The organism is Rhizobiales bacterium NRL2 (assembly GCA_001664005.1).
Taxonomy (GTDB): Bacteria; Pseudomonadota; Alphaproteobacteria; order Minwuiales; family Minwuiaceae; genus Minwuia.
The window spans coordinates 2,003,455-2,028,803 of the sequence record CP016093.1; the positions used below are offsets into that span (position 1 = coordinate 2,003,455).

The window sequence follows — 25,349 nt, forward strand, 5'->3', positions numbered from 1 at the left end:
GGGCGATGGAATTCACGATCGACGGCAACAAGGTCTTCGCCCACACCGGCGGCAGGGACTTCGACCCGAAAGGCGACGTCGTGGTGCTGATCCACGGCGCGGCCATGAACCATCTGGCGTGGGCGCTACAGACGCGCTGGCTCGCCCATCACGGCCATTCGGTGCTGGCCCTGGACCTGCCGGGCTGCGGCCGATCCGAGGGCGAACTGCCCGACAGCGTCGAGGAATGCGGACGCTGGCTGCATCGGGTTCTGGACGAACTCGGCGTGGGGAAGGCCAGGCTGATCGGCCACTCCATGGGGGCGCTGATCGCCATGGAGGCCGCGGGCCAGAGGCCGGAGCGGGTCACCGGGCTGGGTCTGCTCGGCTTCTGCTATCCGCTCGCGGTCAACGAGGCCTTTCTCGACGCAGCGAAGAACGACCTGCCGCTCGCCATCGGCCTGATGAACGACTGGGCGCACGGCCCCCGCGCCCATTTCGGCGGTTTCCAGGTGCCCGGCCTGTGGATGGTGGGCGCCGACACGCGCGTCATCGAACAGGCCCGGCCCGGCGTCCTGCACAAGTGCCTGGCCATCTGCTCCGCCTACAAGGGCGGCGAGAAGGCGGCGGAGGCGGTGGCCTGTCCGGCGACCGTCGTCCTCGGCCGGCAGGATCTGATGACGCCGCTCAAGGCCGGCCGCAAGACGGCGGCGATGATCGGCGGCGCCGCCGTTACCGAACTGGACGACTGCGGTCACATGATGATGTTCGAACAGCCGAAGGCGCTGCTGCGGGCGCTCGCGCCCGTTCTCGCCGCGTGAGCGCGGATTCCCTGCCGAAGGGCGGCGCCGGTTCCCTGAGCGCGCGCGGCGCCCGCTGGAACGCCGCCGGGGTGCTGTTCTTCTGCTTCGTCATCGGCATGACAGGGCGGGGACTGTTCGACAGCTTCGTCGTCATGCTGAGGCCGCTCGACCTCTCCCATTCGTGGAGCCGGGACGAACTCACGGCGATCTACGCCATCGCCATGACCTGCTGGGGACTCGGCGCGCCGCTGGCGGGAATCATCTTCGACCGGGCCGGCGCGCGGCCGGTCTATCTGCTCGGCATCGCCTGTTCCGCCGGGGGCCTGATGCTGGCGAGCACCGACTGGGGCCTCTGGAGCTTCTATCTCGGCCACGGGGTCGCCGTCGGCACGGCGACGGCGCTACTCGGCACGGTCGTCCAAGCGGCGCTGGTCAGCCGCTGGTTCGACCGCAGCCGTTCGACCGCGCTCGGCCTGGTGCATTCCTCCATGGGCATCGGCGTGCTGCTGTTCTCGCCCATCACCCAGCTGCTGATCGACAGCTTCGGCTGGCAGGGCGCCTATCGGGGTCTGACCCTGATAGGCCTCGCCGTCATCGTCCCGATCGCGCTTTTCGCGCCATGGGGACGGTTCCGGGCGGGTCATCCCGAGATTGCCGCAGCCGCGGCCGCGCCGCGCGAGGGGCCGCAGCGTCCGAACTACCGCAGTCTCCGCGAGGCGCTGAGGGGCTGGCCGTTCTGGGCGCTGTCGTGGATCTACGGGATCACCGGCATGGGCATCTACGTGGCCGTCACACAGCTCGTGGACTATTTCCAGGTGCTGGGCGTGCCGGCGCTGGAGGCCGCGTCGATCTATGGCGTCGCCGGCGCGCTGGCGCCTGTCGGCATGGTGGCGTTCGGCGTCATCGCCGACCGGCTGGGCATGCTGCGCGCGGCGACGTTCTCCTACGGCCTCACCCTGGTTTCTTATGCCGGCTTCCTGGCCCTGCCGGAGATGTTCAGCGAATTCGTGCTCTATGGCTCGGCCGTCTGTCTCGGCCTGACGCTGGGCAGTCGCGGGCCCATGGTCTCCTCCATCGTCAGCCGCACCTTCCAGGGTCCGGCCTTCGGCCGCATCTATGGCGCGATCCTGGCTTTCGGCGGCGCCGGCGGCGGTCTCGGCGCCTGGCTGGGCGGCTTCATTCACGACGCGGCGGGCGGTCACGCGGCGCTGTTCTATGTCGGCGCCGTGGTCCTCGTGGCCGCAGGATCGCCCTTCGTCTTTCTCTCTCGCGCCGCGGCGCGCTAGACTCACACTTCGAACCTGGGGAGGCACCGAATGGATTTCCGACTGACCGACGAGCAGGAAGCGATCCGCGACGCCGTCGCGAAGATCTGCGAACGCTTCGACGACGCCTACTGGCTGGACCGCGACGACACCGGCGAGTTCCCGCACGACTTTCACAAGGCCATGGCCGACGGCGGCTGGCTGGGCATCGCCATGCCAGAGGAATATGGCGGCGCGGGCCTGGGCGTCACCGAGGCGGCGATCATGATGCATGCGGTGGCGAAGTCGTCGGGCGCGCAGAGCGCGGCGTCCGCCATCCATATCAACATCTTCGGCCCGCATCCGCTGGTCGTCGCCGGCAACGAGGACCAGAAGCGCGCGCATCTGCCGTCGCTGATCAAGGGCGAGCAGAAGACCTGCTTCGGCGTCACCGAGCCCGACGCCGGCCTCGACACGACCTCGATCAAGACCCGGGCGGAGAAGGACGGCAACGGCAACTACGTGGTCCACGGCCGCAAGATGTGGACCTCGACGGCGCAGGAGGCCGACAAGATCCTGCTGCTGGCCCGGACCACGCCGAAGGAGAACAGCAAGAAGTCGACCGACGGCATCTCGCTGTTCTACACCGACTTCAACCGCGACTACATTGAGGCGCGGGTGATCCCGAAGATGGGCCGGAAATCGGTGGATTCGAACGCGGTCTTCATCGACGGCCTGCCGGTTCCGAAGGAGGATCTGATCGGCGAGGAGGGCAAGGGCTTCTACTACCTGCTCCACGGCCTCAATCCCGAGCGCGTGCTGGTCGGCATCGAGGCCGTCGGCATCGGCCAGAACGCGCTGGCGCGGGCCACCGAATACGCCAAGGACCGCGTCGTCTTCGGCCGGCCGATCGGCATGAACCAGTCGATCCAGCATCCGCTGGCAGTCAACTGGGCCGAGTTGGAAGCCGCCTACATGATGTGCATGCTGGCCGCCGACCGCTACGACCGCGGCGAGGACTGCGGCGGCGAGGCGAACGCGGCCAAGTACCTGGGCGCCGAGGCCGGCTTCAAGGCTGCGACCCAGGCGGTGATGACCCATGGCGGCATGGGCTACGCCAAGGAGTATCACGTCGAACGGCTGATGCGCGAAAGCATGATCGCGCGTATCGCGCCCGTCTCGATGCAGATGATCCTGAACTACATCGCCGAGCGGAAGCTCGGCCTGCCGAGAAGCTACTGACGCCATGGAGACGGAGAACAAGGGTCCGCTGGCGGGCTACCGCGTCGTCGACCTCACCCGCATCGTGCTGGGCCCGCTGGCCGGGCAGATGCTGGGCGACCTCGGCGCGGACGTGATCAAGGTGGAGGAGCCGGCCGGCGACCTGGCCCGCGCCATCGGCACCACGCGGCGCGACGGCATGGCCTCGTGCTTCCTCAACTGCAACCGCAACAAGCGTTCGCTCTGTCTGGACCTCAAGAAGCCCGAGGGGCTGGAAGCCTTCATGCGGCTGATCGAAACGGCGGACGTCTTCATGCACGCGCTCCGGCCCCAGGCGGTGCGCAAGCTGGGCATCGCCTACGAGGATCTGAAGGCGGTCAATCCGAACCTGATCTATGTCGGCGCCTACGGCTTTTCGGAGAAGGGCCCCTACGGCCACAAGACGGCCTTCGACGACATCATCCAGTCGGCCTCGGGCGGCGCGGCGATCCAGGGCTGGCTGCTGGACCAGCCGCGCTATGTCGGCTTCGTCCAGGCCGACAAGACCACCGGCCTGATGGCGGCCAACGCCGTGGTGACGGCGCTGCTGCACCGGGAGCGGACGGGCGAGGCGCAGTTCGTCGAGGTGCCCATGTTCGAGACCATGGTGCACATCAACCTGATCGAACATCTGGACGGCGCCACCTACGCCGACGCCACCGGCCCGACGGGCTACAGCCGCCTGCGCACCCCCTGGCGCAAGCCCTATCCGTCGAAGGACGGCTGGGTGGCGATCCTGCCCTATGACGACCGGCAATGGCGGGTTGTGCTGGAGGCGGCGGGCCGTTCGGACCTGGCCGAGGATCCGATGTTCAACTCCTTCGCCGCGCGCCAGAAGAACGTCGACACCGTCTATTCGACGCTGGCGGAGCTCAGCAAGGCGCTGACCACCGATGAATGGCTGGCCGCCCTGGAGCCGCACGGCGTGCCGTGCTCCCGGGTCAACACGCCGGAAGACCTGCTGACCGACCGGCACCTGACGGATGTCGGATTCTGGGAGACCTACGACCATCCGACCGAAGGGCTGCTGCGGACGATGAAGTACCCGGTCAATTTCGAGAAGAGTCCCGCCAGCGTCCGCCGTCACACCCCGCATCTGGGCGAACAGACGCGCGAGGTGCTGGGCGAACTCGGCTACGACGAGGCGACCGTGGAAGCGATGCTGGCCGCCGGTGCGGCCATCGAGAAGAAGGAAAAGGCGATCTGATGCAACTCCTGGGACATGGATTCTACTATCAGGACTGGTCCGTCGGCTGGAAGTTCAGGACGCTCACGCGCTCCATCACCGAAACCGACATCATGAACTTCGTCGGCGTCTCCGGCCTCACCGAGGAGCTGTTCACCAGCTACTGGTATCTTGAGGAGCATACCGATTTCGCCGGTCGTCTTTCGCCCGGCGCGCTGGTCTTCTCGCTTGCCGAGGGGCTGGTGATCCCGTCGACCATCGCGCGGACCGGTCTGGCCTTTCTCAACTGCGAGATCGACATCAAGGGGCCGTCCTTCGCCGGCGACACGATCCACGTCGAAGGCGAGGTCACCGAGATCAAACCGGCGAAGAAGGGCAACCGCGCCCTGGTTCGTACCGACAACAAGGTGATCAATCAGAAGGGCGACGTGGTGCTGACCTACAATCCGCTCAGGATGATGCGGGGCCGGCCCGAGGAGGACTGATCGTCCCCCGGAGCCTGGCGGCGAAAAGACGCCTTTACCGAAATTCTGAGATTGACAATCATTCTCAATAAGGCGATGTTGATCGGGCCTTGGCATGGCACTGACCGTCGTCCTGCGATCCCCAACACCCCAAGGGGCGGCGGTCCTCCCAAGCGGCCGGCATGAAGGTTCTCGCGAACCGGCGTGCCGGCCGCTCCTTCTTCCGCAGGGGCCGCCACACAACGAAAAAGGGCCCGCCTTTCGGACGGGCCCTTTCGCGTCGGGCCCAGGCCCGATAGCTGTTGGGATCAGTTGTTCTGGGCGCGGGGAAAGCTGACTTCGACGCTCTTCTCCAGCTCCAGATCCCGGTAGAGATCGTCCAGCGGCGGCGGTGCGCCGTTGCGGATCGCGTTCTCGCGGTTCTGGTAGTAGAGCGTGCGCACGGAGGCGTAGAGGTCGATCGCCGTATCCTCCAGCACCTCGAACTCCTCGATCACCTCGGAGCGCTTGTCGACCATGGCGGTGCCGGTGCGCGCGGCCGTGGGCACGAAGCCGAAGACGAGATTGAAGGGATCGGTCACCGAATCGACGACGAATCCCACCGTGTCGCGGCCCGTCGAGGGGCCGAAGACGGGCAGCATGATGTAGGCGCCGCTTTCGTAGCCCCAGACCGCCAGCGTCTGGCCGAAGTCTTCCTTGCGGCGGTGGAAATTGCCGGCCGTGGTGACGTCGAACAGGCCGCCGATGCCGACGGTGGAGTTGATCATGAAACGCATGAAGGTGTTCCACGCCGCTTCGCCGTCACCCTGGAGGATGTTGTTGATCAGCGTGCGCGGTTCCGTGAGGTTTTCCAAGGCGTTGGAGACGCCCAGGCGCAGCGGCTCCGGCGCCACGGTGCGATAGCCGCGGGCGACGGGCCGCATCACGGCACGGTCGAGGCCCATGTTGAAGTCGAAGATTTCGCGGTTGGTCTGCTCGTAGGGATCGGCGGGTGCATCGGCTGCTGCTGCAGCCGACGTCAACATCATCCCGCCCAAGGCCAGGGCGGCCAGGTTCCTGCTGATCCCCATCTCAGAACTCCTTGCCCGAATGCCGATCGAAATTGCCGCGTATTCGCGATCTTTACAACAGAAGCCTTGCCAAAGTGTGATCGCGGCCTGTTCGCGGCTGCGATTGTGACTTATGCATTGTGGCGGGATGGAGAACGCGGGGAGGCATCATCATGTCCTACAGGTCGATATATCGGCCTGGCCTGTTCGAGGGCCGGGCCGTCATCGTGACCGGAGGCGGGTCCGGTATCGGGCGCTGCACCGCCCATGAGCTCGCGTCGCTGGGTGCGGCGGTGGCGCTGGTTGGCCGGCGCCTCGAGCGCCTCGAGGCCGTGGCTCAGGAGATCGAGGAGGATGGCGGCCGGGCCATCTGCCACGCTTGCGATCTGCGCGACGAGGAAGCGGTCCGGGCGATGGTGGCCGACGTCATCGAGCGGCTGGGTCGGGTCGACGGGCTGGTGAACAATGCCGGCGGGCAGTTCACGTCGCCAGCCGAGAACATGAGCCAGAAGGGCTTCGAGACGGTGATTCGCAACAATCTCGTCTCGGGATTCGTGGTCGCTCGGGAGTGCTTCACCCAGTGGATGAAGGCGAACGGCGGTTCCGTCGTGAACATCGTCGCCGATCCGATCGGCGGCATGCCGGCCATGGTGCACTCGGCCGGCGCGCGGGCCGGCATGATGTCGGTGACCGAGACCCTGGCGGTCGAATGGGCCAATCACGGCGTCCGCGTGAACTCGGTCGCGCCGGGCTATATCGCGTCCTCGGGGATGAACGCCTACACGCCCGAGATGCAGGCGAAGTTCACCGAAGGGCTCAAGAAGATGCCCTTCAAGCGCATGGGCACGGAATCCGAGGTCTCCTCGGTGATCACATTCCTGCTGTCGGAGGGGGCGTCCTACGTCTCCGGCGCCTGCTACTACGTGCACGGGGCCAGCCAGTCGATCCGGCAGGACTGGGACATACCCGACCATACCAGGGCGAAACCCTATCAGGGCTTTCATCGCTATAATGGCCCGGTCGCGTTCTGGGGCGACTATGGCGGCAATGGACAGGGGGAGGACTGAGGCATGAAGTTCGGCATCTTCTACGAGCACCAGATCCCGCGGCCCTGGGACCAGCGGAGCGAGCACCGCATCCTCAACGAATCGCTGGAGCAGATCGAACTGGCCGACCGGCTGGGCTTCGATGCCGCCTGGGTGGTCGAGCATCACTTCCTGGAGGAGTACTCGCACTCTTCGGCGCCCGAGGTCTTCCTCGGTGCGGCCAGCCAGCGCACCAAGAACATCCGCCTGGGCCACGGCATCGTCCAGATCACCACCAATCAGCCGCATCGCGTGGCCGAGAAGGTGGGCACGCTGGACCTGCTGTCGAACGGCCGTGTCGAGCTGGGCTTCGGCGAGGGCGCAGGCCCGGCGGAACTGCACCCCTTCGGCGTCAAGGTCCGCACCAAGCGGGAGCGCTGGGAAGAGGCGGTCCAGGCCATCGTGCCCATGTTCACGAAGACGGACTGGGAATTCCACGGCGAGCATTTCGATTTCCCCGCCCGCAACGTGGTGCCGAAGCCGCTGCAGAAACCGCATCCGCCGCTCTGGGTCGCCTGCTCCAACATCAAGACCATCGCCAAGGCCGGCGAGTGGGGCATGGGCGCGCTGGGCTTCAGCTTCATCTCGGCGGAGGCCGCGCGGGCCTGGGTGCATCGCTACTACAACTGTCTGCTGCGCCGCCGCCAGCCGCTGACCGACTATCCGCTCAACCCGAACATCGCCATCGCCAACGGCTTCTTCTGCGCCGAGACCGACGAGGAGGCCATCGAGAAGGCGTCGGGCTGGACCTTCTTCATCTTCGCGCTGTCCTATTACGGCCGGAAGGGCGTCGACGCGCCGGGCAAGAGCGACCTCTGGGCCGCCTACCAGGACTGGCGCCATTCCGAGAAGGCGCAGAAGGCCGTCGAAACGGCGCTGATCGGCAGCCCGGAAACGCTCCGGAAGAAGCTGCGCATGTTCGCCGACGCCCATGTCGACCAGTGCATTCTGGTGGCCCAGGCCGGCCGCACCAGCCACGAGGATATCTGCAAGAGCTACCGCCTGTTCGCGGAGGAAGTCATGCCGGAGTTCCATGGCGAGGAAGCCGCGCATCAGGCCTGGAAGCGGAGCGTCCTCGACGGCGAGACGGTGCTCGAGGAGCTGGATACCGAGGATTTCGACCTCTACAGCCACCAGAACGAGGACATCGTCCGCCTGACGCCTGAAGAGCTCAAGGCGATGATGGCGGAGAAGGAAAAGCAGGCCGCCCCGGGGGACTGACACTCCGCAGGTGACTAGCCGTCCGCCTCCACCAGCCGGCGGAAGGCGCGGATGTCGTCGACGAACAGCGCCGGCTCCTCCATGGCGGCGAAATGGCCGCCGGCCGGCATGTCGGTCCAGTGCACGACGTTGGCGACCCGCTCGACCCACTGGCGCGGCGGGGTGGCGAAGATGTCGCCCGGGAAGTGCGCGACGCCGGTCGGCACCTCGATCCGCCGTCCCTCCGGCGCGATGAAATTGTCGCTTTCGATGATCGAGCGGTACATCCAGGCCGACGTGTTGATCGTCGCCGTGAACCAGTAGAGGGCGATGTTGGCCAGCAGGCGGTCCTTGGAGAATCGGCTCTCGATGTCGCCGCCCGTATCGCCCCAGCGGTGGAACTTCTCGGCGATCCAGGCCGCCAGACCCGCCGGCGAGTCGGTCAGCCCGTAGGCCAGGGTCTGGGACTTCGTCGACTGGATCGCCTGATAGGCGGTTTCGGTCGCCATCAGTTGCTTGCGCCGCCCCGCCCAGGCTTTCTCCTCGGCGTCATAGGGGCGGCTGTCGTCCCGCGCCGGGCGCAGGATCCACATGTTCTGATGGATGGCCTTGCAGACATCGGCGTGGTTCAGGCCGAGCCAGGAGGTCACCAGGCAGCCCCAGTCGCCGCCCTGCGCGATGAAGCCCTGATAGCCCAGGACGTCGACCATCAGCCCGCGCCAGAGCCGCGCCGTCTCGCGGCAGTCGATCGCCTTCGGCGGCGCGCCCGAGAAGCCGTAACCCGGCAGGCTGGGGACGATCACATCGAAGCCGTCCTCCGCATCGCCGCCGAAGCGTTCGGGATGGGCCAGCGGCTCGATCACTTCCAGGAACTCGACGATCGAGCCCGGCCAGCCATGGGTCAGGATCAGCGGCGTCGGACTGGCGCCCGAGCCCTTCTCCAGGATGAAATGGATGTCGAGGCCATCGACATCTGCGGTGAAGTTGTCGAAGCCGTTGATCCGGGTCTCGACCGCGCGCCAGTCGAAGGCGTCGCGCCAGTGGGCGCAGAGCTCCCGGACATAGGCCATGTTCGCGCCGTAATCCCAGCGCGCGTCCGCCGGTTCCTCCCTGGGCCAGCGTGTCGCGTCCAGCCGTGCGTTCAGATCGGCGATCTCCGCATCGCCGACATGGACTTCGAAGGCTTTCATTCTGCTTCTCCCCACAGTCGTACAATGCAGTTCGCTATCCGGGCCCGCCTGCATGCGCCGGTATCCTTCAGTGTCCGGCCCGAAACCGCCTGATGGCCCGAAGCATCACGAAGATCAAGAGCACCGCGAAACAGACGATGGGCCAGACCGTGCCCAGTCCGATCAGGACCTGCTTCCCGTCGCCACAGAGGATCGCGCTCGACCGGACCGCACAGGTTTCCGACAAATCCAGCATCTCCAGGCCCGGCGCCGCGAGGACGGCGGCCAGTGTTACGGTTGCGAAGACGATGAACCTGCCGCCATACAGAAGGGCGACCTGGATCAGGGCCAGCACGTTGTAGCTGATGAAGAAGGCGCCGAGGAGCATGAGGTCGAAGGCCCCGAACTTCAGACTGCTCTGTGCTTCTTCCATCCGCCGGGGCTCTCCGCCATCATGGGCCGAACGACCACAGGGAGGATGATATGGCGTTCGCGGAAATTCTCTACCAAAAGGACGGCCCGGTCCTGACCGTCACGCTCAACCGGCCGGATGCGCTGAACGCCTGGACCCGGCAGATGGAAGCCGAGGTCCGCGAGGCCATGATGGAGGCGTCGAAGGACGACGGCGTGCGCGCCATCGTGCTGACCGGCGCCGGACGCGGTTTCTGCGCCGGGGCGGACATGAACCTGCTGGGCGACATCCAGGACGAGAGTTCGGCAATGCGGGGACGGCTGCAGAGCGTTTCGGCGGTCGACAACGCCATTCCCGGCGGCCTGAACCCGGGGCGCGACTATTCCATGCGCTACGCCTATTTCCCGACCGTGCCGAAGCCGATCCTGGCGGCGGTCAACGGGCCCTGCGCGGGACTGGGCATGATCATGGCCCTCTACTGCGACATGCGCTTCGCCGCCCGGTCGGCCGTCTTCACCACCGCCTTTTCCCGCCGCGGCCTGATTGCCGAGCATGGGATCTCCTGGATGCTGCCGGCGCTTGTCGGCCATGCCAATGCGCTCGACCTGCTGCTGTCGGCGCGCAAGGTGACGTCGGAGGAGGCACGGCAGATGGGGCTGGTGAACCGGGTCATCGACGACGAGCGTTTCGTCGACGAGACCCGCGCCTACGCCGAGGAACTGGCGACCATGGTCTCGCCGCGTTCCATCCGCGTGATGAAACAGCAGGTCTACCAGGCCCTGCATCAGTCGCTGGAGAGCGCGATCCTGACGGCGAATTCCGAAATGCCGGCGAGTTTCGATTCGGCCGACTTCAAGGAAGGCGTCGCGCACTTCGTGGAGAAGCGCGCGCCCAATTTTCCCGGGCGCTAGGGCCGGCTGAAATCGCGCCGGAAACCCGCGAAAATGTGATGCGTGCTGCTGCGTCGGGGTGATGTTATAGTGAAGTTCGCACGTTGGATGAGCCGGCGTGTCATCTATCCTCGGGTGTGCGTATGAGGGGGATGGACTCGGTTGCGGACCTCAGGGGCCGGCCGCCGGGTCATCCGTTGCGCAGAGGCGGAGCGGTGTCATGACGAGACAATTCCACAGGACGACCTTCGGCGAGGAAGCCCCCCAGGGACAGTTCGCCGAGGTGCTCAACGCGGCGGGCCAGAATGCGCTGGTGATCGATCACGGCGCGCTGCTGCTCACCGCCGACTTCGTGCGCGCCGGTTCCGACCTGATCCTTCAGGGCAAGGACGGCACGAAGATCCTGATTGTCGACTTTTTCGGCACAGAGACGCCGCCCGACCTCTACACGCTCAACGGCGCGCAGATCGCCGGCCACCTGGCCGAGCTGCTTGCCGGGCCCAGGGCGGGCGGTCTGGCGCAGCTCGGCGCCGGTCTCGGCAATCCCATCGGCGTGGTGGAAGCGGTCGATGGCGTGGTCGTCGCCACCCGCACCGATGGCAGCCGCGTCGAGCTGTCCGCAGGCGATCCGGTCTATCAGGACGACGTGATCGAGACTGCCGCGGGCGGCGCCTGTGGCCTGCGTTTCAATGACGACACCACCTTCTCGATCGGCCAGGACGCCCGCATGGTCATCGACGACTTCGTCTATGACCCCAGCGCCGGAACCGGCAGCGCGGTGATGAACGTGCTGCAGGGCTCCTTCTCGTTCGTCTCCGGCCAGGTTGCCCAGAGCGGCGACGATGCCCTGCAGGTCAAGACGCCGGTGCTGACCATCGGTATCCGCGGCACCTACGTGACTGGCCAGGGCGCGCAGGAGGGCGAGGAATCGGAAGTCGTCAATCTGCCCGACGACAACGGTCAGACGGGCTCCGTCTTCGTCTCCAACCAGGCCAGCAGCGTGCTGCTCACCCAGGCCTATGAAGGAACCTCGACCAGCAGCCAGTTCCAGTCGCTCAGCGTTCCGCGCATCTACAGTCCGCAGGAAGTCAATCAGAAGTACGGCAACGCGCTCGACTTCCTGCCCCCGACATCGGGTGTGCAGCGCGGCCAGCAGGATGACGACGGCGGCGACGACGACCGCGAAGACGGCGGCGCGCCGGATGGCGGCGGCGGCGGCGACGCCAAGCTCAACGTCAGCGGCGCCGACGAGGCCGCGGGCGACGAGGAGAGCGGCGACGGCGAGGAATTCGAGAACCTGGTCCAGAACGCCAACAAGGCCACGACAGGCAGTGGTAGCGGCACCAAGGCCAGCACGGCGCCTCCGCCGCCGCCTCCGGACGACAATGACGACGAGGAGGTCGTCGCCGGGAACAACAACAATGTTGGCACCGCCGGCAACGACACGCTGACCGGCACCCCGGGCAACGACAACATCGACGCGCTCGACGGCAACGACACGGTCGATTCCCAAGCCGGCAATGACACCGTGCAGGGCGGCAACGGCAATGACAACCTGACGGGCGGCGACGGCAACGATCAGATCGAGGGCAGCGCCGGCAATGACACCATCTTTGGCGGCTCAGGCAATGACGTGATCAACGCCGGCGACGGCGACGACACCTTCGACGGCGGACCCGGCGACGACACCATCGACGGCGGCGCCGGCAGCGATACGGCGTCCTTCACCTATGGTGGCGGCACCGGCGCGGTCGTCAATCTGGCCGACGGGACGGCGACCGACGAGTTCGGCGACAGCGACTCGCTGACCGGTGTGGAGAATGTCGAGGGTTCCGCCTTCAACGATTCCATCACCGGCAGCGCTGTTGGCAACGTCCTCGCCGGCGGCGGCGGCAACGACGTGATCAACGGCGCCGGCGGTGACGACACGCTCCGGGGCGGGGCGGGCGTCGATACACTGAACGGCGGCATTGGCACGGACATCGCCGACTATTCCCAGGCCGCGGGCGCAGCCATTGTCGACCTCGGCGCCGGGACTGCCAGCAATGACGGCGATGGCGGCTCCGACTCGCTGGTCGATGTCGAGAACGTCGTCGGTTCCGGCTTCGACGATGCGATCACCGGTGACGGGGGCGCCAACGTGCTGAACGGCGGCGCGGGCGACGACACGCTTGTCGGCGGCGCGGGCGCGGATTCCATGGATGGCGGCGACGGCACCGACCTCGTGGAATATTCCGGCGAGGCCCAGGGCGTCGCGGTCGACCTGACCGCCGGGACGGCGACCGACGGCGGCGGCGCGACCGACGCGCTGACCGGCATCGAGAATGCCACCGGCACGGCCTTCGGCGACAGCCTGCGCGGCGATGCCGAGGCCAACGTACTCAGCGGCGGGGCCGGCAACGACACCCTCAATGGCGAGGGTGGTGCCGACACGCTGATCGGCGGCGACGGCGACGACCTCTATCAGATCGGCGATGTCAGCGGCGCCGGTGAGCGCGGCGGCGTCGAAGGCGGCGAGAGTCTCGACTTCGGCACGCTCGCGGTGCAGAGCGCAACGGTCGACGACGATATCTTTCTGGAAGGCACCTTCCTTTCGGTGGGTATTTCCGGCGGCGGCTCCTTCGGCACCGCGAGTTCTGCGCCGGCCGGCTTCCATCCGGTCTTCAATGGCAACGGCATCGGCATGAACGTCGACGACGACGGCTTCGACATCGGCAACGATCCGCTGACGGGCGACTTCTTCCTGCCGGGCACGCCGGAGGAAAGCTTCACCATCGGCATCGATATCGGCGGGAACGAGTCAAACTTTTCGAATGCTGAGCGGGTCGGCACGTTCCAGGTCAACCAGAATGTCTCTGTCGCCGACCTGAGTTCCGGCACCACCCTTTCGGCACGCTGGACCGGCACGACCTCGGACGGCCAGGTCGAGGTGCAGCAGGTCGTCTCGTTCACCGAGAACGACAAGTTCTTCCGCAACACGGTGACGCTGACCAATGTCGGCAACACGGTGATCGACAACGTCCGCTACATGCGCAGCTTCGATCCCGATCAGGACGCTGATCTCAACAGCAGCTTCACCACGGTGAACGATATCGTCAATCAGCCGGGCGATGGCGGGAACGACAACCTGGCCATCGTCAGCGCCACCGGTCAGATCAGCGACGTGCCGATCTTTTTCCTGGCCGACGATGCGCGTGCCCGGGTCAGCACCTTCGGCTTCTCCAATCGTGACGCCTTTGCGGATGTGGCGTTCGATATTCCTCAGGCCGAAGGCTTCACCCAGACGGCCGATCAGGCGATTGCGATCACTTTCGAGGGCGGGACGCTGACCATCGGCGGTAGCGTCACCTTCACCTACTTCACCAGCCTCGACTCCGATCTGCAGGGTTCCATCGACGCCATCACGTCCCAGTTCGACGACACCATCGTCGAACAGGCCAATGGCGGCACCGACACGATCCAGAGTTCCATCGGCGTTTCGATGGACGACAATATCGAGGTGCTGGAACTGGTCGGGACCGACAATATCGACGGCGTCGGCAATGCGTCCGACAACACCATGTCGGGCAATACCGGCAACAACGTGCTCCAGGGCGCGGGCGGCAACGACACGATCTTCGGCGACGAGGGCAGCGACAATCTGCAAGGCGGCGATGGCGATGACAGCCTCTCCGGCGGCGGCGGCAACGATACGCTGCAGGGCGGCGCCGGCGGCGATGCCCTCTCCGGCGGCGCCAACATCGACCGCGCCGTCTATACCGGCAGCGAGGACAACTTTGACGTCCTCTTCGCCAATGACGGCAGCAACTCGGTCCTGACCGACACCGTCGGCGGCGAAGGCGCTGATACCCTCTCCAACGACATCGAGGAGATCCAGTTTGTCGATGCGATCTTCGCGATCCAGATCGGCACCTCGGGCAATGACGCCTTGACCGGCGGCGCATCGGCGGACGTGCTGGCAGGTGTGGACGGCGACGACACGCTGACGGGCAATGCCGGCGACGACTTCCTGGTCGGCGGCAACGGCAATGACTCGATCGTCGGTGGCGACGGTGCGGACGACCTGATCGGCGGCGCGGGTGTGGACACCATGACCGGCGGCGCGGGCGGCGACTTCTTCCAGTACGAGGCGGCCGCCGATGGTGTGGCCGTCGGGGCGGACGTCACTGTCGGACAGGCGGAGGTGTCGGTGGACCTGGTGACCGACTTCCAGACGGGCGTCGACCGCTTCGAGTTTTCGGGCGCCGACTTCACGACGAACAACCTGGCCTTCAGCGACGGCGCCTATGACGGCACGAACTCGGGTCTGGAGTCGGGCGAGACCTTCGTCTTCGACGGCACCCACCTGATCCACGACGCGGACGTGAACGTGGCAGGCTACACGGTGATCGCGGAGGTCCAGGGCGATGCCGTGGCCGCCGCCGACATCAATCTCGCGGCCTGACTGCGGCCTCGAGACGAACGGCAAAGGGGAGGGCCCTTGATGGGGCCATCCCCTTGTTTTTTCCGTGGACTCGTGTGGCCGGGACTCAGCGCCCCTTGAAGACCGGCGTCCGCTTTTCGACGAAAGCCTGTGCTGCCGCCTTGTGGTCCTCGGTCTGGCCGGCGAGGGTGTGGTGCAGCGCCTCCATGTCGAAGCAGCGCGCCAGCGGTTCGTTCTCCGCGGCGTTCATGTTGCGCTTCATGTAGGCGAAGGCGACCGAGGGGCCGGAGGCCAGACGCTGCGCCAGCTCCATCGTCGCCTTTTCCAGTTCGCCGTCGGGCACGACCCAGTTGACGATGCCGAGGGCCATCGCCTGTCCGGCGTCCAGCTTCTCGGCAGTGAAATAGAGCTCGCGCGCCCTCGCCGTGCCGACAAGGTGGCTCAGGAAATAGCTGCCGCCGAAGTCGCCCGAATAGCCGACATTGGCGAAGGCCGTGGTGAACTTCAGCGTGTCCGAGGCAATGCGCAGATCGCAGGCGAGCGCGATCGACATGCCGGCGCCGGCAAGGGGGCCGCGCACCATGGCGATGGTCGGCTTGGGCATCTCGTGCAGCAGCCTCGAGATCTCCATCTTCTCGCGCAGCGCATTGGCCTTGCCCTGGATCGAGTCGTCGGCGAACTCCTTGCCCTCGGCCATGGACTTGACGTCACCGCCGGCGCAGAAGCCGCGGCCCGCGCCGGTGATCACCACGCAGCGAACCTCCGGGTCCGCCGCGAAGGCGCGGGCGTTGGCGACCAGCGCGTCCAGCATCTCGCCCGACAGCGCGTTCAGGCGATCCGGCCGGTTCATGGTCATGACGGCGACGCCGCCCTTCCTCTCGATCAGCAGATGATCGGTCATCCCAGATTCCCTCTGTTCCTCGTTGCGTTCAGCCGGCGTGCTTCAGATTGAAGCGTACCTGCATCAGGTCGAACCAGCCGATGCCGTCTCCGGCGGAGCCGCGCGGCAGGCCCCGCGCGCCGGCGCGTTTCAGCGCCTCGCCGCCGTCGGTCATCTCGAAATCGAGCGCGCGAATGCCGGGTTGCTCATTGTCGTCGGTCCGGCGGAAGCGGAGCTGGTCGCCGTCGCCGGTTTCGATGTCGAATCCGCCTTCGTCGACCGCACGGGCCGGCAGCTCCAGCAGCGCCGACCAGGTGGAGGCCTGGCGCGCCGGATCGGGGTGAGCCATCTCCAGACCCGTCATGCGGCGGGTCAGGGACGTGTCGACATGGTCCTTCCATGCCGGCCCGGCCCATTTCCAGTAAGCGTATTCCTCGTTCACGTCCGGCGCGTCGTCGAAGCTGTCGACCGAGACGATGGCGCCGCCCATGTCGACGGGATGGAAGTGCGTGGCGCAGGTGCCCGTCTCGTCATGGCGCCAGACGGCGCGGATACCCAGCTTGTCGGCGCGCGCGCGGGCGCCGGACGCGTCAGGGCACTGGAAGATGGCCATGTAGCCGCAGTCGCCGCCGCGGCGGTCCATGTAACGCCCGGCGGCGGTATCGTCCCTGGTCGGCGCGACGATCTCCAGGAAGTTGCCGCCGACGGGAATGACCGCATTGTGCAGCCCGAACTCGCCGACGCCGGGATCGCGGTAGCCGGTTTCCAGGCCCAGCACATCCAGAAGGGCGTCTTCCGTGGGCGCCAGATCCCGCGCCGCGAAGGCGATCTGTCTCAGTCTCATGTCCGGTCCTCCCCATTGTTCTCGCCGGGCCGGACGCATCTTGCGCCATTTCGCCCGCCGTCAAAAGAGAACGCGGCCGGAGATTGCTCTCCGGCCGCGCGTCCTCCCCGGACAAGGCCTCCTCCCCAGTCGGCCCAGCGGAAGCTGTGTGGGTCCCGGCGCCCTCAGGCGGCGTTCTTGAGCCGCTCTGCGGCGGGACCGATCTTCTTGAGTTCCGGCATGACCTTTTCCGCGAACAGCGTCGCGTTCCGCACCGATTCCTCGTGCGGCATGCCGGCGTAGGAAAAGACGCCGTTGAACCCGTCAGCGCCGATCATGTCGGCGGTCTTGACGATCTTTTCGTAGCACATCTCTGGCGTGCCCCAGACCTGCAGGTTCATGAAGAACTCCGTGGCCCCGTCGGGGCCGGCCTTGAGCAGGTTCTCGCGGAACTTGGCGTAGTACTCGTAGCCCTTCATGTTCTGCATGTGCTCGCCGTCGAACTGGTAATGGTCCATGACCGTCTTCCAGTAGCCGCCGATGTACTGCAGCGCCTGCTCGTAGGCGCGGTCGGGGTTTTCGTCGCAGAACACCCAGCCACCGGCGATGGGGGCGGGGGCGTCCTCGCCGTTCACCTCGCGGAAGATCGTCCGGTACTCGTCCAGTTCGGTCTTCACGTGGGCCCAGGGCTTCTGCGGGATGATCAGGATACCGACGCCGAGCCGGGCCATGATGCGCGCCGATTCCGGGCTGACCGCGGCGGCGTAGGTGCGGCCCTTGAAGCTCTTGAACGGGTTGGGCCGGATCTCGACTTCGGGCTGCTTGTAGTGCTTGCCGTCATAGCTGGCCTTGCCGGTCTCGAGCGCGTCCAGCACCATCTCGGCAGCTTCGACGAAGCGTTCGCGGCTCTCGCCCATGTCCAGGCGGAAGCCGTCGAACTCCACCTTGCCGGCGCCGCGGCCGATCCCGAGGATCATGCGGCCGCCCGACATGTTGTCGAGCATCGAGATCTGTTCGGCGGCGCGCAGCGGATCGTGCCAGGGCAGCACGACGACCATGGAGCCGATGCCGATCGTTTTGGAGTGGCCGGCCATGTAGCTCAGGAACATGGTCGGGTCGGGACACATGGTGTAGTCGGTGAAATGGTGCTCGACCGTCCAGACGGAATCGAAACCCAGGGGCTCCGCCATCTCCGCCAGCGCCATGTCGGCGCGATAGACGTCGTTGTCGCTGCGCTCCTTTCCGGGATTCTGGAAAATCACGCCCATGCCGACCTGCATGCGTCTCTACTCCCTGGTTTTTGATCGTTACTGTTGAGTAGAGCATGCTTGATCATGGGAAGATCGTCAAGCCGCCGGAAGCCGGATGGCGTTGCATGGGTCGGCTGTGGAAAATGCGCTGGCCGCGGCGGGGCCGCTGCGTCAGATGCGGATGGTGCGGGTCTCGGACCAGAGAAAACCGCGCCGGCGCGGCAGGGCGTTGCGGTCCAGAGAGTCCCGGTAGGCGAGGGTGGCGTCGGTCGCCGCATCGGCCCGCGCCGGAACGCCGGCCTCGCCCTGGGCGATGCGCTGAACCTCGAAAAGCAGTGCCGTCTGGTGGATCGAACGGGGGGCGACCGTGACGTTCATCAGCGCCTCGGCGAAGCCGACGGGATCCTCCTGGGCGGCCGGACCGCGCGGCGGGGGCGGCAACTGCCAGCCGCGCGCCTCGAATACGCCATCGACCGCCTGCGGCTCTTCACGGGCCGGTGCGCGCGGGCCCCGGAGGGCGAGGGGATATGAGCCACCTTCGATGCGCATGGTGGTAAGAAGATAAGCCAAATATTATGGTAAATAAAGTGTAAAAGATAAAATTGTCGGCAATTTTGGCCGATTTCTTCTGTTAACCATAAATATTAAACAAGATGAACGCCGCGTCGGCGACGTCATTCACCACGCAGCAGACGTGCGCCGGCGACCAGGACGGACGCCTTCTGGCGTGCGATATAGCGGGGCAGGGCGGAGAATCCGCAGTCGGAGGTCGCGCTGAGGCGTGCCATCGGCACGTGACGCAGCACCGTCTCCAGCCGCCGGGCGACATCCTCCGGCCTCTCCAGGTGGAAATTCTTCACGTCCACGACGCCGGCGGCGATCTCGAAGCGGTCCTGCAGGTCGGCCAGCAATTCGACTTCCGCCATTTCCCGGTTGGCGAACTCGAGCACGAGCTGGTCGGCGTCCAGCGCGGTCATCGCGTCCATCAGCCGCCCGAAGCGCCGGTCCGCGAACGGCCGGCCGGCGTTGTTGCCGAAACAGACATGCACCGCCCTGTAGCCGTCGAAGGCCGCGAGCACGCGGTTGATCGCCTCCGCACCCTCCTGATGCGTGAGCCCGAGCGGCGGATGCGGCAGTGCCGGTTCGTCGAGTTGGAAGATGTCCGCTCCGGCGGCCGACAAAGCTCCGATCTCGGCGGTCAGGATCGCCACGATCTCGTCCAGCACCGCCGCGGCATCGCGGGGCCCCGGATCGATGCGCATGGCGAAGGTCAGCGGGCCGGGCAGGGCCATCTTCACCGGCCGCCCGCCCGCAATGTCCTTCAGGAAGGCGAGTTCGGCGCCGAGGCCGAGCCCGTCGGGCGCGGCGATCCGCTCGCCCGCGACGAACCCCGGCGCCTGATCGTAGCCGGCGATGCCGAGCCGCCGCGTCGCCGGTACGCGGGTCAGGCCCTCCATGTGCTGGAACATCTCGTAGACGAAACGCTGGCGGCGGACTTCACCGTCGGAGATCACGTCGAAGCCGGCCTCGATCTGGTCCTGCACCACCACGCGCACGGCGTCGTTGGTGGCTTCTTCCATGTCGTGGGGCCCGAGCACGCCTTCGCGGGCCTGACGCTGGGCGACGATGAACCAGCCCGGCACGGCGTAGGAGCCGACGCCGATCGCGGGCAGTTCGGGCACACCGGGGATCACGCCGCCAGTCCCCCGACGATCAGCGCGGCCATCATCACCGCACCCAGCAGGATGTTCGACTTGAACTTCCGGAGACAGTCGTCGCGGTCGTCGAGGAGCACCCGGGTCACCTGCCAGGCGAACTGGCCGATCACCAGCGCGAAGGGGAGCAGGAACCAGTGGGAAAAGCCGGCCTCCCGCGCCGCCAGCCCCCAGAACACGACGGCGCCGACATAGAACACGGCCAGCGCCGGCCGCGTCCTGCTGCCGAGCTTCAGGGCCGAGGACTTGACCCCGATCAGGGCATCGTCCTCCTTGTCCTGGTGCGCGTAGATGGTGTCATAGCCGAGCGTCCAGAAGATGCCGCCCACATAGAGGAACACCGGCGCGAGGCCGAGTTCGCCGCTGGCCGCCGCCCAGCCCATCAGCGCGCCCCAGTTGAAGGTGAGGCCCAGCCAGATCTGCGGCCAGTAGGTGACGCGCTTCATGAACGGATAAATTGCGACCAGCCCCAGCGAGCCGACGCCCAGCCAGATCGCCAGGGGGGAGAGCTGCAGCAGGATCGCGAGGCCGACGAGGCAGAGCGCGCCCATCCAGATGGCCGCACCTGTCACGCTGATCTGGCCCGACGGAATGGGACGGTGCCGGGTGCGCTCCACACGTCCGTCGAAGTTCCGGTCGGCGATGTCGTTGATGGTGCAGCCCGCACCGCGCATCACCACGGCGCCGACGCCGAAGAGGACGAACAGCCGGAGCGTTTCCAGGTCGAGCACCGGCCGCGCCAGCCAGATCGACCACCAGCAGGGCCAGAGCAGCAGCCAGGTACCGACCGGCCGGTCGAAGCGCGCCAGTTTCAGATAGGGCTTGGCCCAGTCCGGCGCGTGCCGGTCGACCCAGTTGTCGGCGCGTGCGTCGGCAATGACACTCATTGAACAAACCGCCAGACATCCGTGGAACGGACATCATTGTCTTCCAGTTCGCGCGTCGTTGGAACCGCGTAGTGGGCCAGTTTCTCCAGGCCGGATTTCGGCCGGAAGCTGCGCCCGGGGTCGCCCATCAGGACCGGCATGCCGCCGGCGCTGAGCTGGCGGAACCAAGCCTCGACGCGCCCGCTCGTCGGCTGTTCGTAACAGATGTCGGCGGCGAGCACGAGATCGAAGCCGGCGAGCGGGTCGCCGACGATGTCGGCCTCCATGACGTCGATGGCGACGCCGTTCGCCTCGGCGTTGAGCCGCATGGCGGCATGGCTGAAGGGGTCGATATCGTTGGCGGCGACAGTGGAGGCGCCGGCCATGGCGGCGGCGATGGCGACCAGGCCCGATCCGGCGGCGAAGTCGATCACCCGCCTGCCGGCGACGGCCTCCGGATTGTCCAGAACATAGCGCGCCAGCGCCTGACCCCCGGCCCAGGCGAAGGCCCAGTAGGGCGGCGGCAGTCCGGCTTCGGCCATGGCCTCCTCGGTCATCTGCCAGAGTGGCAGGGCCTCGGTTGCGAGGTGCAGTTCTATTTCCGGCACCAGGGGCGTGGGCAGAAGCGCGGTGTTGGCCCGCACGAAGCGGTCCCGGTCGGCGATATCGAGGCTCATGGCGTCCGCAGCGTCGTCGCCATGTTTCAGACTTCCATCGGTTCGCCGCCAAGCTCGACGATCATCGATTTCAGCGCGTCGGTGGCCCGGTCGAGCAGTGCCGCGTCGGTCGAGCGCAGCACCAGCGAGGAGCCGAAACGACCGTCGCGCTGGAACGGGTAGGAACCCGCCTCGATGCCGGGATGGGCCTTTTCGATCTCCGCTAGGGGGGCGGCGATCACGCCCTCGGGCAGATAGGCGCTGACGGCGCGGCTGAGCAGCGGGTCGCCGCCCACCAGTTCGTGGGCGATGCTTTCGAACATCGCCTGCATGACCACCGGGATACCGGCGAAGACATAGACGTTCTCGACGCGGAAGCCCGGGGCGGTGCTGACCGGGTTTTCGACCAGCACCCCGCCATGGGGCACGCGGGTCATGCGCCGCCGCGCCGCCGTGAAGTCGGCCGGGTTCTTGTAGCGCGCGCTGAGGAGGGCGACCGCATCGGGGTGTTCGGAGATGCCCACGCCGAAGGCTCTCGCGATGGCGTCGGCGGTGATGTCGTCATGGGTCGGGCCGATGCCGCCGGTCGTGAAGACGTAGTCGTAGCGCGCGCGCAGCGAATTCACGGCCTCCACGATTTCGGCCTCGATGTCGGCGACCACCCGCGCCTCCATCATCCGCACGCCGAGCTCGGTCAGCCGCTCGGCGATGAAGCCCATGTTCTTGTCCTTGGTCCGGCCGGACAGGATCTCGTTGCCGATGATGATCAGCGCCGCCGTGACGATCTTCGGCTCAGCCGCCATGGGCCGTTCTCCCCGATTGCATGATCTCGCGCTCCTCCAGGAAGCCGATGACTGCATCGGTAAATACATCATTCCGGTCGCCGGCCACCATATGTCCCGCGCCGGCGACATCGACGAAGCCGGCGTCGGGCCGGATGGCGCGCAGATGATCGATCGCCTCCGGGCTGATGACGTCGGAGAACCGCCCCCGGATCAGGAGGATCGGACACTCCATCCGGCGCACCGCCTCCGACAGCACGCCCTCCATCCGCTTGTTGTCGGCGCTCGACCGGTCGCGGATGGTCTGCGGATCCCAGTGCCAGTACCAGCGGCCCTGGCGCTCGCGCAGGTTCTTGCGGATCGAGTTGAGATCGACGGCGCGCTTGCGCTCGGGCGTATAACCGGCGACCGCTTCGGCGGCCTCCTCCAGGCTGGCGAAGCCCTCCTCCATGTTGGCGCGCATGAAGGCAAGGATGCGGTCTGCGCCGCGGGCCTCCATCTTCGGCGCGATGTCGACCAGGACCAGGGCGCGGGCATCGACGCGGGGCTCGAAGCCCAGACCGACCATCGCGCCCAGGCCGCCCAGCGAGGCGCCGATGACCACGGGCGGCGCATCGAACAGACCGCTCCAGGCGCGCACGTCCGATCCGATGTCGTCATAGCTGTAGTTCCCGTCCGGCGACCAGTCGCTGTCGCCGTGGCCCCTGTGGTCGGCGGTGACGGCCAGCCAGCCATGCGCGGCCATGGTCTCGGCAGTGCCGCCCCAGCTGTGACGGGTCTGTCCGCCGCCGTGCAGGAACAGGACCGGCGGGCCGTCTTCGGGTCCGTAGGCGTCGCCCACGAGAGTCAGCCCATCATGGGAGCGGCAGGTCACCCGCCGTGGGGCAATGTTGTCATTCATTTCACTCGACCTCAGTTGTCCGAAATCCTAAAACCGGGTCCATGATCAGGACCGCCGTCATTCGAATCGGCCTCGCCGCCCTCGCGGGTGCGGGCCTCGCCGCCTGCGAGATCGTGGACACGGGCGCCGAGCGCATCGGCGGCGCAAAGTGCGATCTTTCCAGGGCCACGCCAGGCACCCCGGAATACGAACGGTGCCGCACCAGGAGCTCGCACGATCCCAGGCCGTCGGAGCGCACGCCCGGCGGCGGAATCTTCTGATTCAGGCCTCATAGGTACGCGCCTGCGCCTCGCTCATGCCGAGCTGGACCGCGGCGGCAATCATCTCTTCCCAGGTCGTCTCGTCGACCGGGATGCCGGCGGCGCGGCGTTGCGCTTCCGACTTGCGTTCCGGATCGCCCGGCACCATCACCTCGTCCGCCCAGGCGGCGGCCGGCGAAGCCTTCACGTAGCGGATGAAGGCGTCGATCTCGGCAACGAAGGCGCCGCGCTCGCCCAGCCGCGCCGGGTCGACGACGATGGTCAGCATGTTGTTGATGATCGAGTGTCCGTCAGAGCGGTCCGGAAGGAAGGCGCCGCCGCCGGAGAGCGCGCCGGCCAGAACCTCGCAGATCAGCGCCAGGCCGTAGCCCTTGTGCTGACCTACCGACATCAGTGCGCCGGTCGGCTCCTCGAACATCACGCCCGGATCGGTGGTCATCTCGCCACGGCGGTCGATCAGGCAGTCGGGCGGCATCTGCTCGCCCTTGTTGTGGGCGACGCGGACCTTGCCCATGGCCACCTTGGTCGTCGCCATGTCGAAGACGATGCGCGGGTGATCGGGCGTCTCGGGGATCGCGGTGCAATAGGGATTGGTGGTGTAGCGGGCGTCGGAGCCGCCCCAGGGCGCGACCAGCGGCATCCGCGTGATGCCGTTGACCCAGTGAATGGAGATCAGGCCGGCGTCTGCGGCCAGTTCGCCCCAGGCGCCGATCCGGCCCAGATGGTGGGTGTTGCGCAGGCTCATCAGACACAGGCCGGTGTCACGCGCCCGGGCGATGGCCATCGCCATGGCCTCGCCGCCGATGACCTGGCCATAGCCGGCATTGCCGTCCAGCAGCAGAATCGCGCCGTCGTCGCGCACCACCGAGACGTGCTGGTTCGCGGTCAGCTTTCCGAACTGCAGCGCGTTGGCGTAGGTCGGCATCATGCCGATGCCGTGGCTGTCGTGACCCTTCAGATTGGCCTCGACAAGATTGGTGGCGATCAGCCCCGCTTCGCGTTCGTCGGACCCGCCTGCGCGGGCCATGGCGGCCACGAACGCGGTCAGCCGATCCGCATCGATCGTCGGCATTCCGGTTTCCTCCCCTGGTGCGGCGAGCTTAACCGCAAATGCCGCGGGCTCAAACCTGCGGAGCGGGGCCGGGGCTGAAGCGCTCGATGATCCGCTTGCGAAGCTGGTCGCGGACCTGACGCCAGGCAGCGAGACGCGCTTCGCGGCTGCCTTCGATCAGGCTCGGGTCCAGCGTCGGCCAGTATTCGACGTCGCAGGCCATCGTGCGGGTCAGCTCGATCGCCTTGTGCTGCGCTTCGGGCGAGAGCGAGATGATGACATCGAAGAAGGTATCCTCCAGATCGTCGAAGCTCTTGGCGCGGTGGCCGGAGATGTCGATGCCCAGTTCGTCCATCACCGCGATCGAGAAGCCGTCCACCTCCTTCGCGCGCACGCCGCAGGAATCGACGTAGATCTGATGGCCCATGAGCTGTTTCAGAAGGCCCTCGGCCATGGGAGAGCGCACGCTGTTCTCGGTACAGGCGAAGAGGACGGCCCCGGGTACCTCCAACGGCCCGCCCTATGTCCGGATGTGCAGCACGCAGATCAGCGTGAACAGCCGGCGCGCCGTGTCGAAGTCGATCTCGATCTTGTCCTTCAGCCGCTCCTGCAGCAGTTCCGATCCTTCGTTGTGGACGCCGCGGCGGCCCATGTCGATCGACTCGATACGCGAGGGCGTGGCCGTCTTGATGGCCGCGAAATAGCTCTCGCAGATCTTGAAATAGTCGCGGACGATCCGCCGGAAGGGCGACAGCGCCAGCACCACCCGGCCCTGGGCCGTGCCGTCCTCGCCCGCGATCTCGATGGCGAGGCGGTTGTCCTCGATCTTCAGATGCACCGCGAAGGGGCCGTGAAACTCCTCGCCCAAGGGCGCGAAGCTGTTCTCCTCGATCAGGTCGAAGATCGCCACCTTGCGTTCATGGTCGACGTCCGGACCCCAGCTCTTGATCGACTTGTCGTCGAGCGTGATGGCCGCGATCCCGTCTGGGCTCGCCATGTCT

At 66.7% G+C, this 25,349-nt stretch carries 25 protein-coding genes; 10 read left to right on the top strand and 15 right to left on the bottom strand.

All coding sequences use genetic code 11. From position 1 onward, the window contains the following. Positions 1-5: 5 nt before the first annotated feature. From TEF_09265 to TEF_09285, 5 genes are read left to right on the top strand one after another with little or no spacing between them, the layout of a single operon-like run. Positions 6-800 (top strand): hypothetical protein, encoded by a 795-nt coding sequence (locus TEF_09265; GenBank protein ANK80962.1) that lies wholly within the window; start codon positions 6-8, stop codon positions 798-800. Next, positions 797-2,068 carry a hypothetical protein gene (locus TEF_09270; protein ANK80963.1) on the top strand — a complete coding sequence of 424 codons (1,272 nt, stop codon included), beginning with the start codon at positions 797-799 and terminating at the stop codon, positions 2,066-2,068. Before TEF_09265 ends, TEF_09270 begins: the two co-directional genes overlap by 4 nt. A gap of 30 nt (positions 2,069-2,098) precedes the next feature. Beyond that, positions 2,099-3,268, top strand: a complete 1,170-nt coding sequence (locus TEF_09275; protein ANK80964.1) for an acyl-CoA dehydrogenase — start codon at positions 2,099-2,101, stop codon at positions 3,266-3,268. Positions 3,269-3,272: 4 nt separating this feature from the next. Beyond that, positions 3,273-4,493, top strand: coding sequence for a hypothetical protein (locus tag TEF_09280; GenBank protein ANK80965.1), 1,221 nt, complete (start codon positions 3,273-3,275; stop codon positions 4,491-4,493). Next, on the top strand, positions 4,493-4,957 hold the full coding sequence (locus tag TEF_09285) for an acyl dehydratase (GenBank protein ID ANK80966.1): 465 nt from the start codon (positions 4,493-4,495) through the stop codon (positions 4,955-4,957). The genes TEF_09280 and TEF_09285 overlap by 1 nt, the downstream gene beginning before the upstream one ends. Positions 4,958-5,244: 287 nt before the next feature. Here TEF_09285 and TEF_09290 read toward each other — a convergent pair whose 3' ends face one another. Then, entirely contained in the window at positions 5,245-6,006 is a 762-nt protein-coding gene (locus TEF_09290; protein ANK80967.1) for a hypothetical protein, read from the bottom strand. A gap of 152 nt (positions 6,007-6,158) precedes the next feature. Between TEF_09290 and TEF_09295 the strand changes: the two genes are divergently transcribed. Then, entirely contained in the window at positions 6,159-7,052 is an 894-nt protein-coding gene (locus TEF_09295; GenBank protein ANK80968.1) for a 2,4-dienoyl-CoA reductase, read from the top strand. Between the two features lie 3 nt (positions 7,053-7,055). Continuing rightward, entirely contained in the window at positions 7,056-8,291 is a 1,236-nt protein-coding gene (locus tag TEF_09300; protein ID ANK80969.1) for a LuxA, read from the top strand. A 14-nt stretch (positions 8,292-8,305) separates the two neighbouring features. On the opposite strand, the gene TEF_09305 is transcribed toward TEF_09300, so the two are convergent. Then, positions 8,306-9,460: a hypothetical protein gene (locus tag TEF_09305; GenBank protein ANK80970.1), complete on the bottom strand. Its 1,155-nt coding sequence runs from the start codon at positions 9,458-9,460 to the stop codon at positions 8,306-8,308. A gap of 67 nt (positions 9,461-9,527) precedes the next feature. Continuing rightward, positions 9,528-9,872: a hypothetical protein gene (locus TEF_09310; GenBank protein ID ANK80971.1), complete on the bottom strand. Its 345-nt coding sequence runs from the start codon at positions 9,870-9,872 to the stop codon at positions 9,528-9,530. Between the two features lie 50 nt (positions 9,873-9,922). On the opposite strand from TEF_09310, the gene TEF_09315 reads away from it, so the two are divergent. Together TEF_09315 and TEF_09320 are read left to right on the top strand one after the other, a co-directional pair. Further along, complete coding sequence (locus tag TEF_09315) at positions 9,923-10,762, top strand: enoyl-CoA hydratase (protein ID ANK80972.1); 840 nt, start codon at positions 9,923-9,925, stop codon at positions 10,760-10,762. 199 nt (positions 10,763-10,961) lie between these two features. Continuing rightward, positions 10,962-15,185 carry a hypothetical protein gene (locus TEF_09320; protein ANK80973.1) on the top strand — a complete coding sequence of 1,408 codons (4,224 nt, stop codon included), beginning with the start codon at positions 10,962-10,964 and terminating at the stop codon, positions 15,183-15,185. Positions 15,186-15,270: 85 nt separating this feature from the next. Here TEF_09320 and TEF_09325 read toward each other — a convergent pair whose 3' ends face one another. The 9 genes from TEF_09325 to TEF_09365 all read right to left on the bottom strand — a co-directional run bounded on the left by TEF_09325 (position 15,271) and on the right by TEF_09365 (position 22,881). Continuing rightward, positions 15,271-16,065 carry an enoyl-CoA hydratase gene (locus TEF_09325; GenBank protein ID ANK80974.1) on the bottom strand — a complete coding sequence of 265 codons (795 nt, stop codon included), beginning with the start codon at positions 16,063-16,065 and terminating at the stop codon, positions 15,271-15,273. Positions 16,066-16,093: 28 nt separating this feature from the next. After that, positions 16,094-16,888 (bottom strand): hypothetical protein, encoded by a 795-nt coding sequence (locus tag TEF_09330; protein ID ANK80975.1) that lies wholly within the window; start codon positions 16,886-16,888, stop codon positions 16,094-16,096. Positions 16,889-17,052: 164 nt separating this feature from the next. Continuing rightward, positions 17,053-18,147: an alkane 1-monooxygenase gene (locus tag TEF_09335; GenBank protein ID ANK80976.1), complete on the bottom strand. Its 1,095-nt coding sequence runs from the start codon at positions 18,145-18,147 to the stop codon at positions 17,053-17,055. A gap of 141 nt (positions 18,148-18,288) precedes the next feature. Further along, a complete protein-coding gene (locus TEF_09340; GenBank protein ANK80977.1) occupies positions 18,289-18,666 on the bottom strand; it encodes a hypothetical protein in 378 nt (125 codons plus the stop codon). 125 nt (positions 18,667-18,791) lie between these two features. Then, positions 18,792-19,799 carry a hypothetical protein gene (locus TEF_09345; GenBank protein ID ANK83387.1) on the bottom strand — a complete coding sequence of 336 codons (1,008 nt, stop codon included), beginning with the start codon at positions 19,797-19,799 and terminating at the stop codon, positions 18,792-18,794. 8 nt (positions 19,800-19,807) lie between these two features. Further along, a complete protein-coding gene (locus tag TEF_09350) occupies positions 19,808-20,719 on the bottom strand; it encodes a 4-hydroxybenzoate polyprenyltransferase (GenBank protein ID ANK80978.1) in 912 nt (303 codons plus the stop codon). Next, positions 20,716-21,375 (bottom strand): nicotinamide N-methyase, encoded by a 660-nt coding sequence (locus TEF_09355; GenBank protein ANK80979.1) that lies wholly within the window; start codon positions 21,373-21,375, stop codon positions 20,716-20,718. Before TEF_09355 ends, TEF_09350 begins: the two co-directional genes overlap by 4 nt. A gap of 26 nt (positions 21,376-21,401) precedes the next feature. Then, positions 21,402-22,157, bottom strand: coding sequence for a hypothetical protein (locus tag TEF_09360; protein ANK80980.1), 756 nt, complete (start codon positions 22,155-22,157; stop codon positions 21,402-21,404). Continuing rightward, positions 22,147-22,881: a hypothetical protein gene (locus tag TEF_09365; GenBank protein ID ANK83388.1), complete on the bottom strand. Its 735-nt coding sequence runs from the start codon at positions 22,879-22,881 to the stop codon at positions 22,147-22,149. Before TEF_09365 ends, TEF_09360 begins: the two co-directional genes overlap by 11 nt. A 197-nt stretch (positions 22,882-23,078) precedes the next feature. Here TEF_09365 and TEF_09370 point away from each other — a divergent pair, with 197 nt between their 5' ends. Beyond that, on the top strand, positions 23,079-23,297 hold the full coding sequence (locus tag TEF_09370) for a hypothetical protein (GenBank protein ID ANK80981.1): 219 nt from the start codon (positions 23,079-23,081) through the stop codon (positions 23,295-23,297). A gap of 1 nt (position 23,298) precedes the next feature. Here TEF_09370 and TEF_09375 read toward each other — a convergent pair whose 3' ends face one another. From TEF_09375 to TEF_09385, 3 genes are read right to left on the bottom strand one after another with little or no spacing between them, the layout of a single operon-like run. Continuing rightward, positions 23,299-24,369 (bottom strand): dehydrogenase, encoded by a 1,071-nt coding sequence (locus TEF_09375; GenBank protein ANK80982.1) that lies wholly within the window; start codon positions 24,367-24,369, stop codon positions 23,299-23,301. Positions 24,370-24,418: 49 nt separating this feature from the next. Continuing rightward, positions 24,419-24,859, bottom strand: coding sequence for an ArsC family transcriptional regulator (locus tag TEF_09380; GenBank protein ANK80983.1), 441 nt, complete (start codon positions 24,857-24,859; stop codon positions 24,419-24,421). Between the two features lie 9 nt (positions 24,860-24,868). Continuing rightward, on the bottom strand, positions 24,869-25,345 hold the full coding sequence (locus TEF_09385; protein ID ANK80984.1) for a hypothetical protein: 477 nt from the start codon (positions 25,343-25,345) through the stop codon (positions 24,869-24,871). Between the last annotated feature and the right edge of the window lie 4 nt (positions 25,346-25,349).

Bases quoted from the DNA above. Each gene is read 5' to 3' on its own strand.
- TEF_09320 (ANK80973.1), top strand. From the start codon at position 10,962: ATGACGAGACAATTCCACAGGACGACCTTCGGCGAGGAAGCCCCCCAG.
- TEF_09340 (ANK80977.1), bottom strand. From the start codon at position 18,666: ATGCGCATCGAAGGTGGCTCATATCCCCTCGCCCTCCGGGGCCCGCGC.
- TEF_09360 (ANK80980.1), bottom strand. From the start codon at position 22,157: ATGGCGGCTGAGCCGAAGATCGTCACGGCGGCGCTGATCATCATCGGC.
- TEF_09300 (ANK80969.1), top strand. From the start codon at position 7,056: ATGAAGTTCGGCATCTTCTACGAGCACCAGATCCCGCGGCCCTGGGAC.
- TEF_09290 (ANK80967.1), bottom strand. From the start codon at position 6,006: ATGGGGATCAGCAGGAACCTGGCCGCCCTGGCCTTGGGCGGGATGATG.
- TEF_09305 (ANK80970.1), bottom strand. From the start codon at position 9,460: ATGAAAGCCTTCGAAGTCCATGTCGGCGATGCGGAGATCGCCGATCTG.
- TEF_09355 (ANK80979.1), bottom strand. From the start codon at position 21,375: ATGAGCCTCGATATCGCCGACCGGGACCGCTTCGTGCGGGCCAACACC.
- TEF_09350 (ANK80978.1), bottom strand. From the start codon at position 20,719: ATGAGTGTCATTGCCGACGCACGCGCCGACAACTGGGTCGACCGGCAC.
- TEF_09275 (ANK80964.1), top strand. From the start codon at position 2,099: ATGGATTTCCGACTGACCGACGAGCAGGAAGCGATCCGCGACGCCGTC.
- TEF_09285 (ANK80966.1), top strand. From the start codon at position 4,493: ATGCAACTCCTGGGACATGGATTCTACTATCAGGACTGGTCCGTCGGC.
- TEF_09365 (ANK83388.1), bottom strand. From the start codon at position 22,881: ATGGCCGCGCATGGCTGGCTGGCCGTCACCGCCGACCACAGGGGCCAC.
- TEF_09310 (ANK80971.1), bottom strand. From the start codon at position 9,872: ATGGAAGAAGCACAGAGCAGTCTGAAGTTCGGGGCCTTCGACCTCATG.
- TEF_09280 (ANK80965.1), top strand. From the start codon at position 3,273: ATGGAGACGGAGAACAAGGGTCCGCTGGCGGGCTACCGCGTCGTCGAC.
- TEF_09385 (ANK80984.1), bottom strand. From the start codon at position 25,345: ATGGCGAGCCCAGACGGGATCGCGGCCATCACGCTCGACGACAAGTCG.
- TEF_09315 (ANK80972.1), top strand. From the start codon at position 9,923: ATGGCGTTCGCGGAAATTCTCTACCAAAAGGACGGCCCGGTCCTGACC.
- TEF_09265 (ANK80962.1), top strand. From the start codon at position 6: ATGGAATTCACGATCGACGGCAACAAGGTCTTCGCCCACACCGGCGGC.
- TEF_09370 (ANK80981.1), top strand. From the start codon at position 23,079: ATGATCAGGACCGCCGTCATTCGAATCGGCCTCGCCGCCCTCGCGGGT.
- TEF_09325 (ANK80974.1), bottom strand. From the start codon at position 16,065: ATGACCGATCATCTGCTGATCGAGAGGAAGGGCGGCGTCGCCGTCATG.
- TEF_09295 (ANK80968.1), top strand. From the start codon at position 6,159: ATGTCCTACAGGTCGATATATCGGCCTGGCCTGTTCGAGGGCCGGGCC.
- TEF_09335 (ANK80976.1), bottom strand. From the start codon at position 18,147: ATGCAGGTCGGCATGGGCGTGATTTTCCAGAATCCCGGAAAGGAGCGC.
- TEF_09375 (ANK80982.1), bottom strand. From the start codon at position 24,369: ATGCCGACGATCGATGCGGATCGGCTGACCGCGTTCGTGGCCGCCATG.
- TEF_09330 (ANK80975.1), bottom strand. From the start codon at position 16,888: ATGAGACTGAGACAGATCGCCTTCGCGGCGCGGGATCTGGCGCCCACG.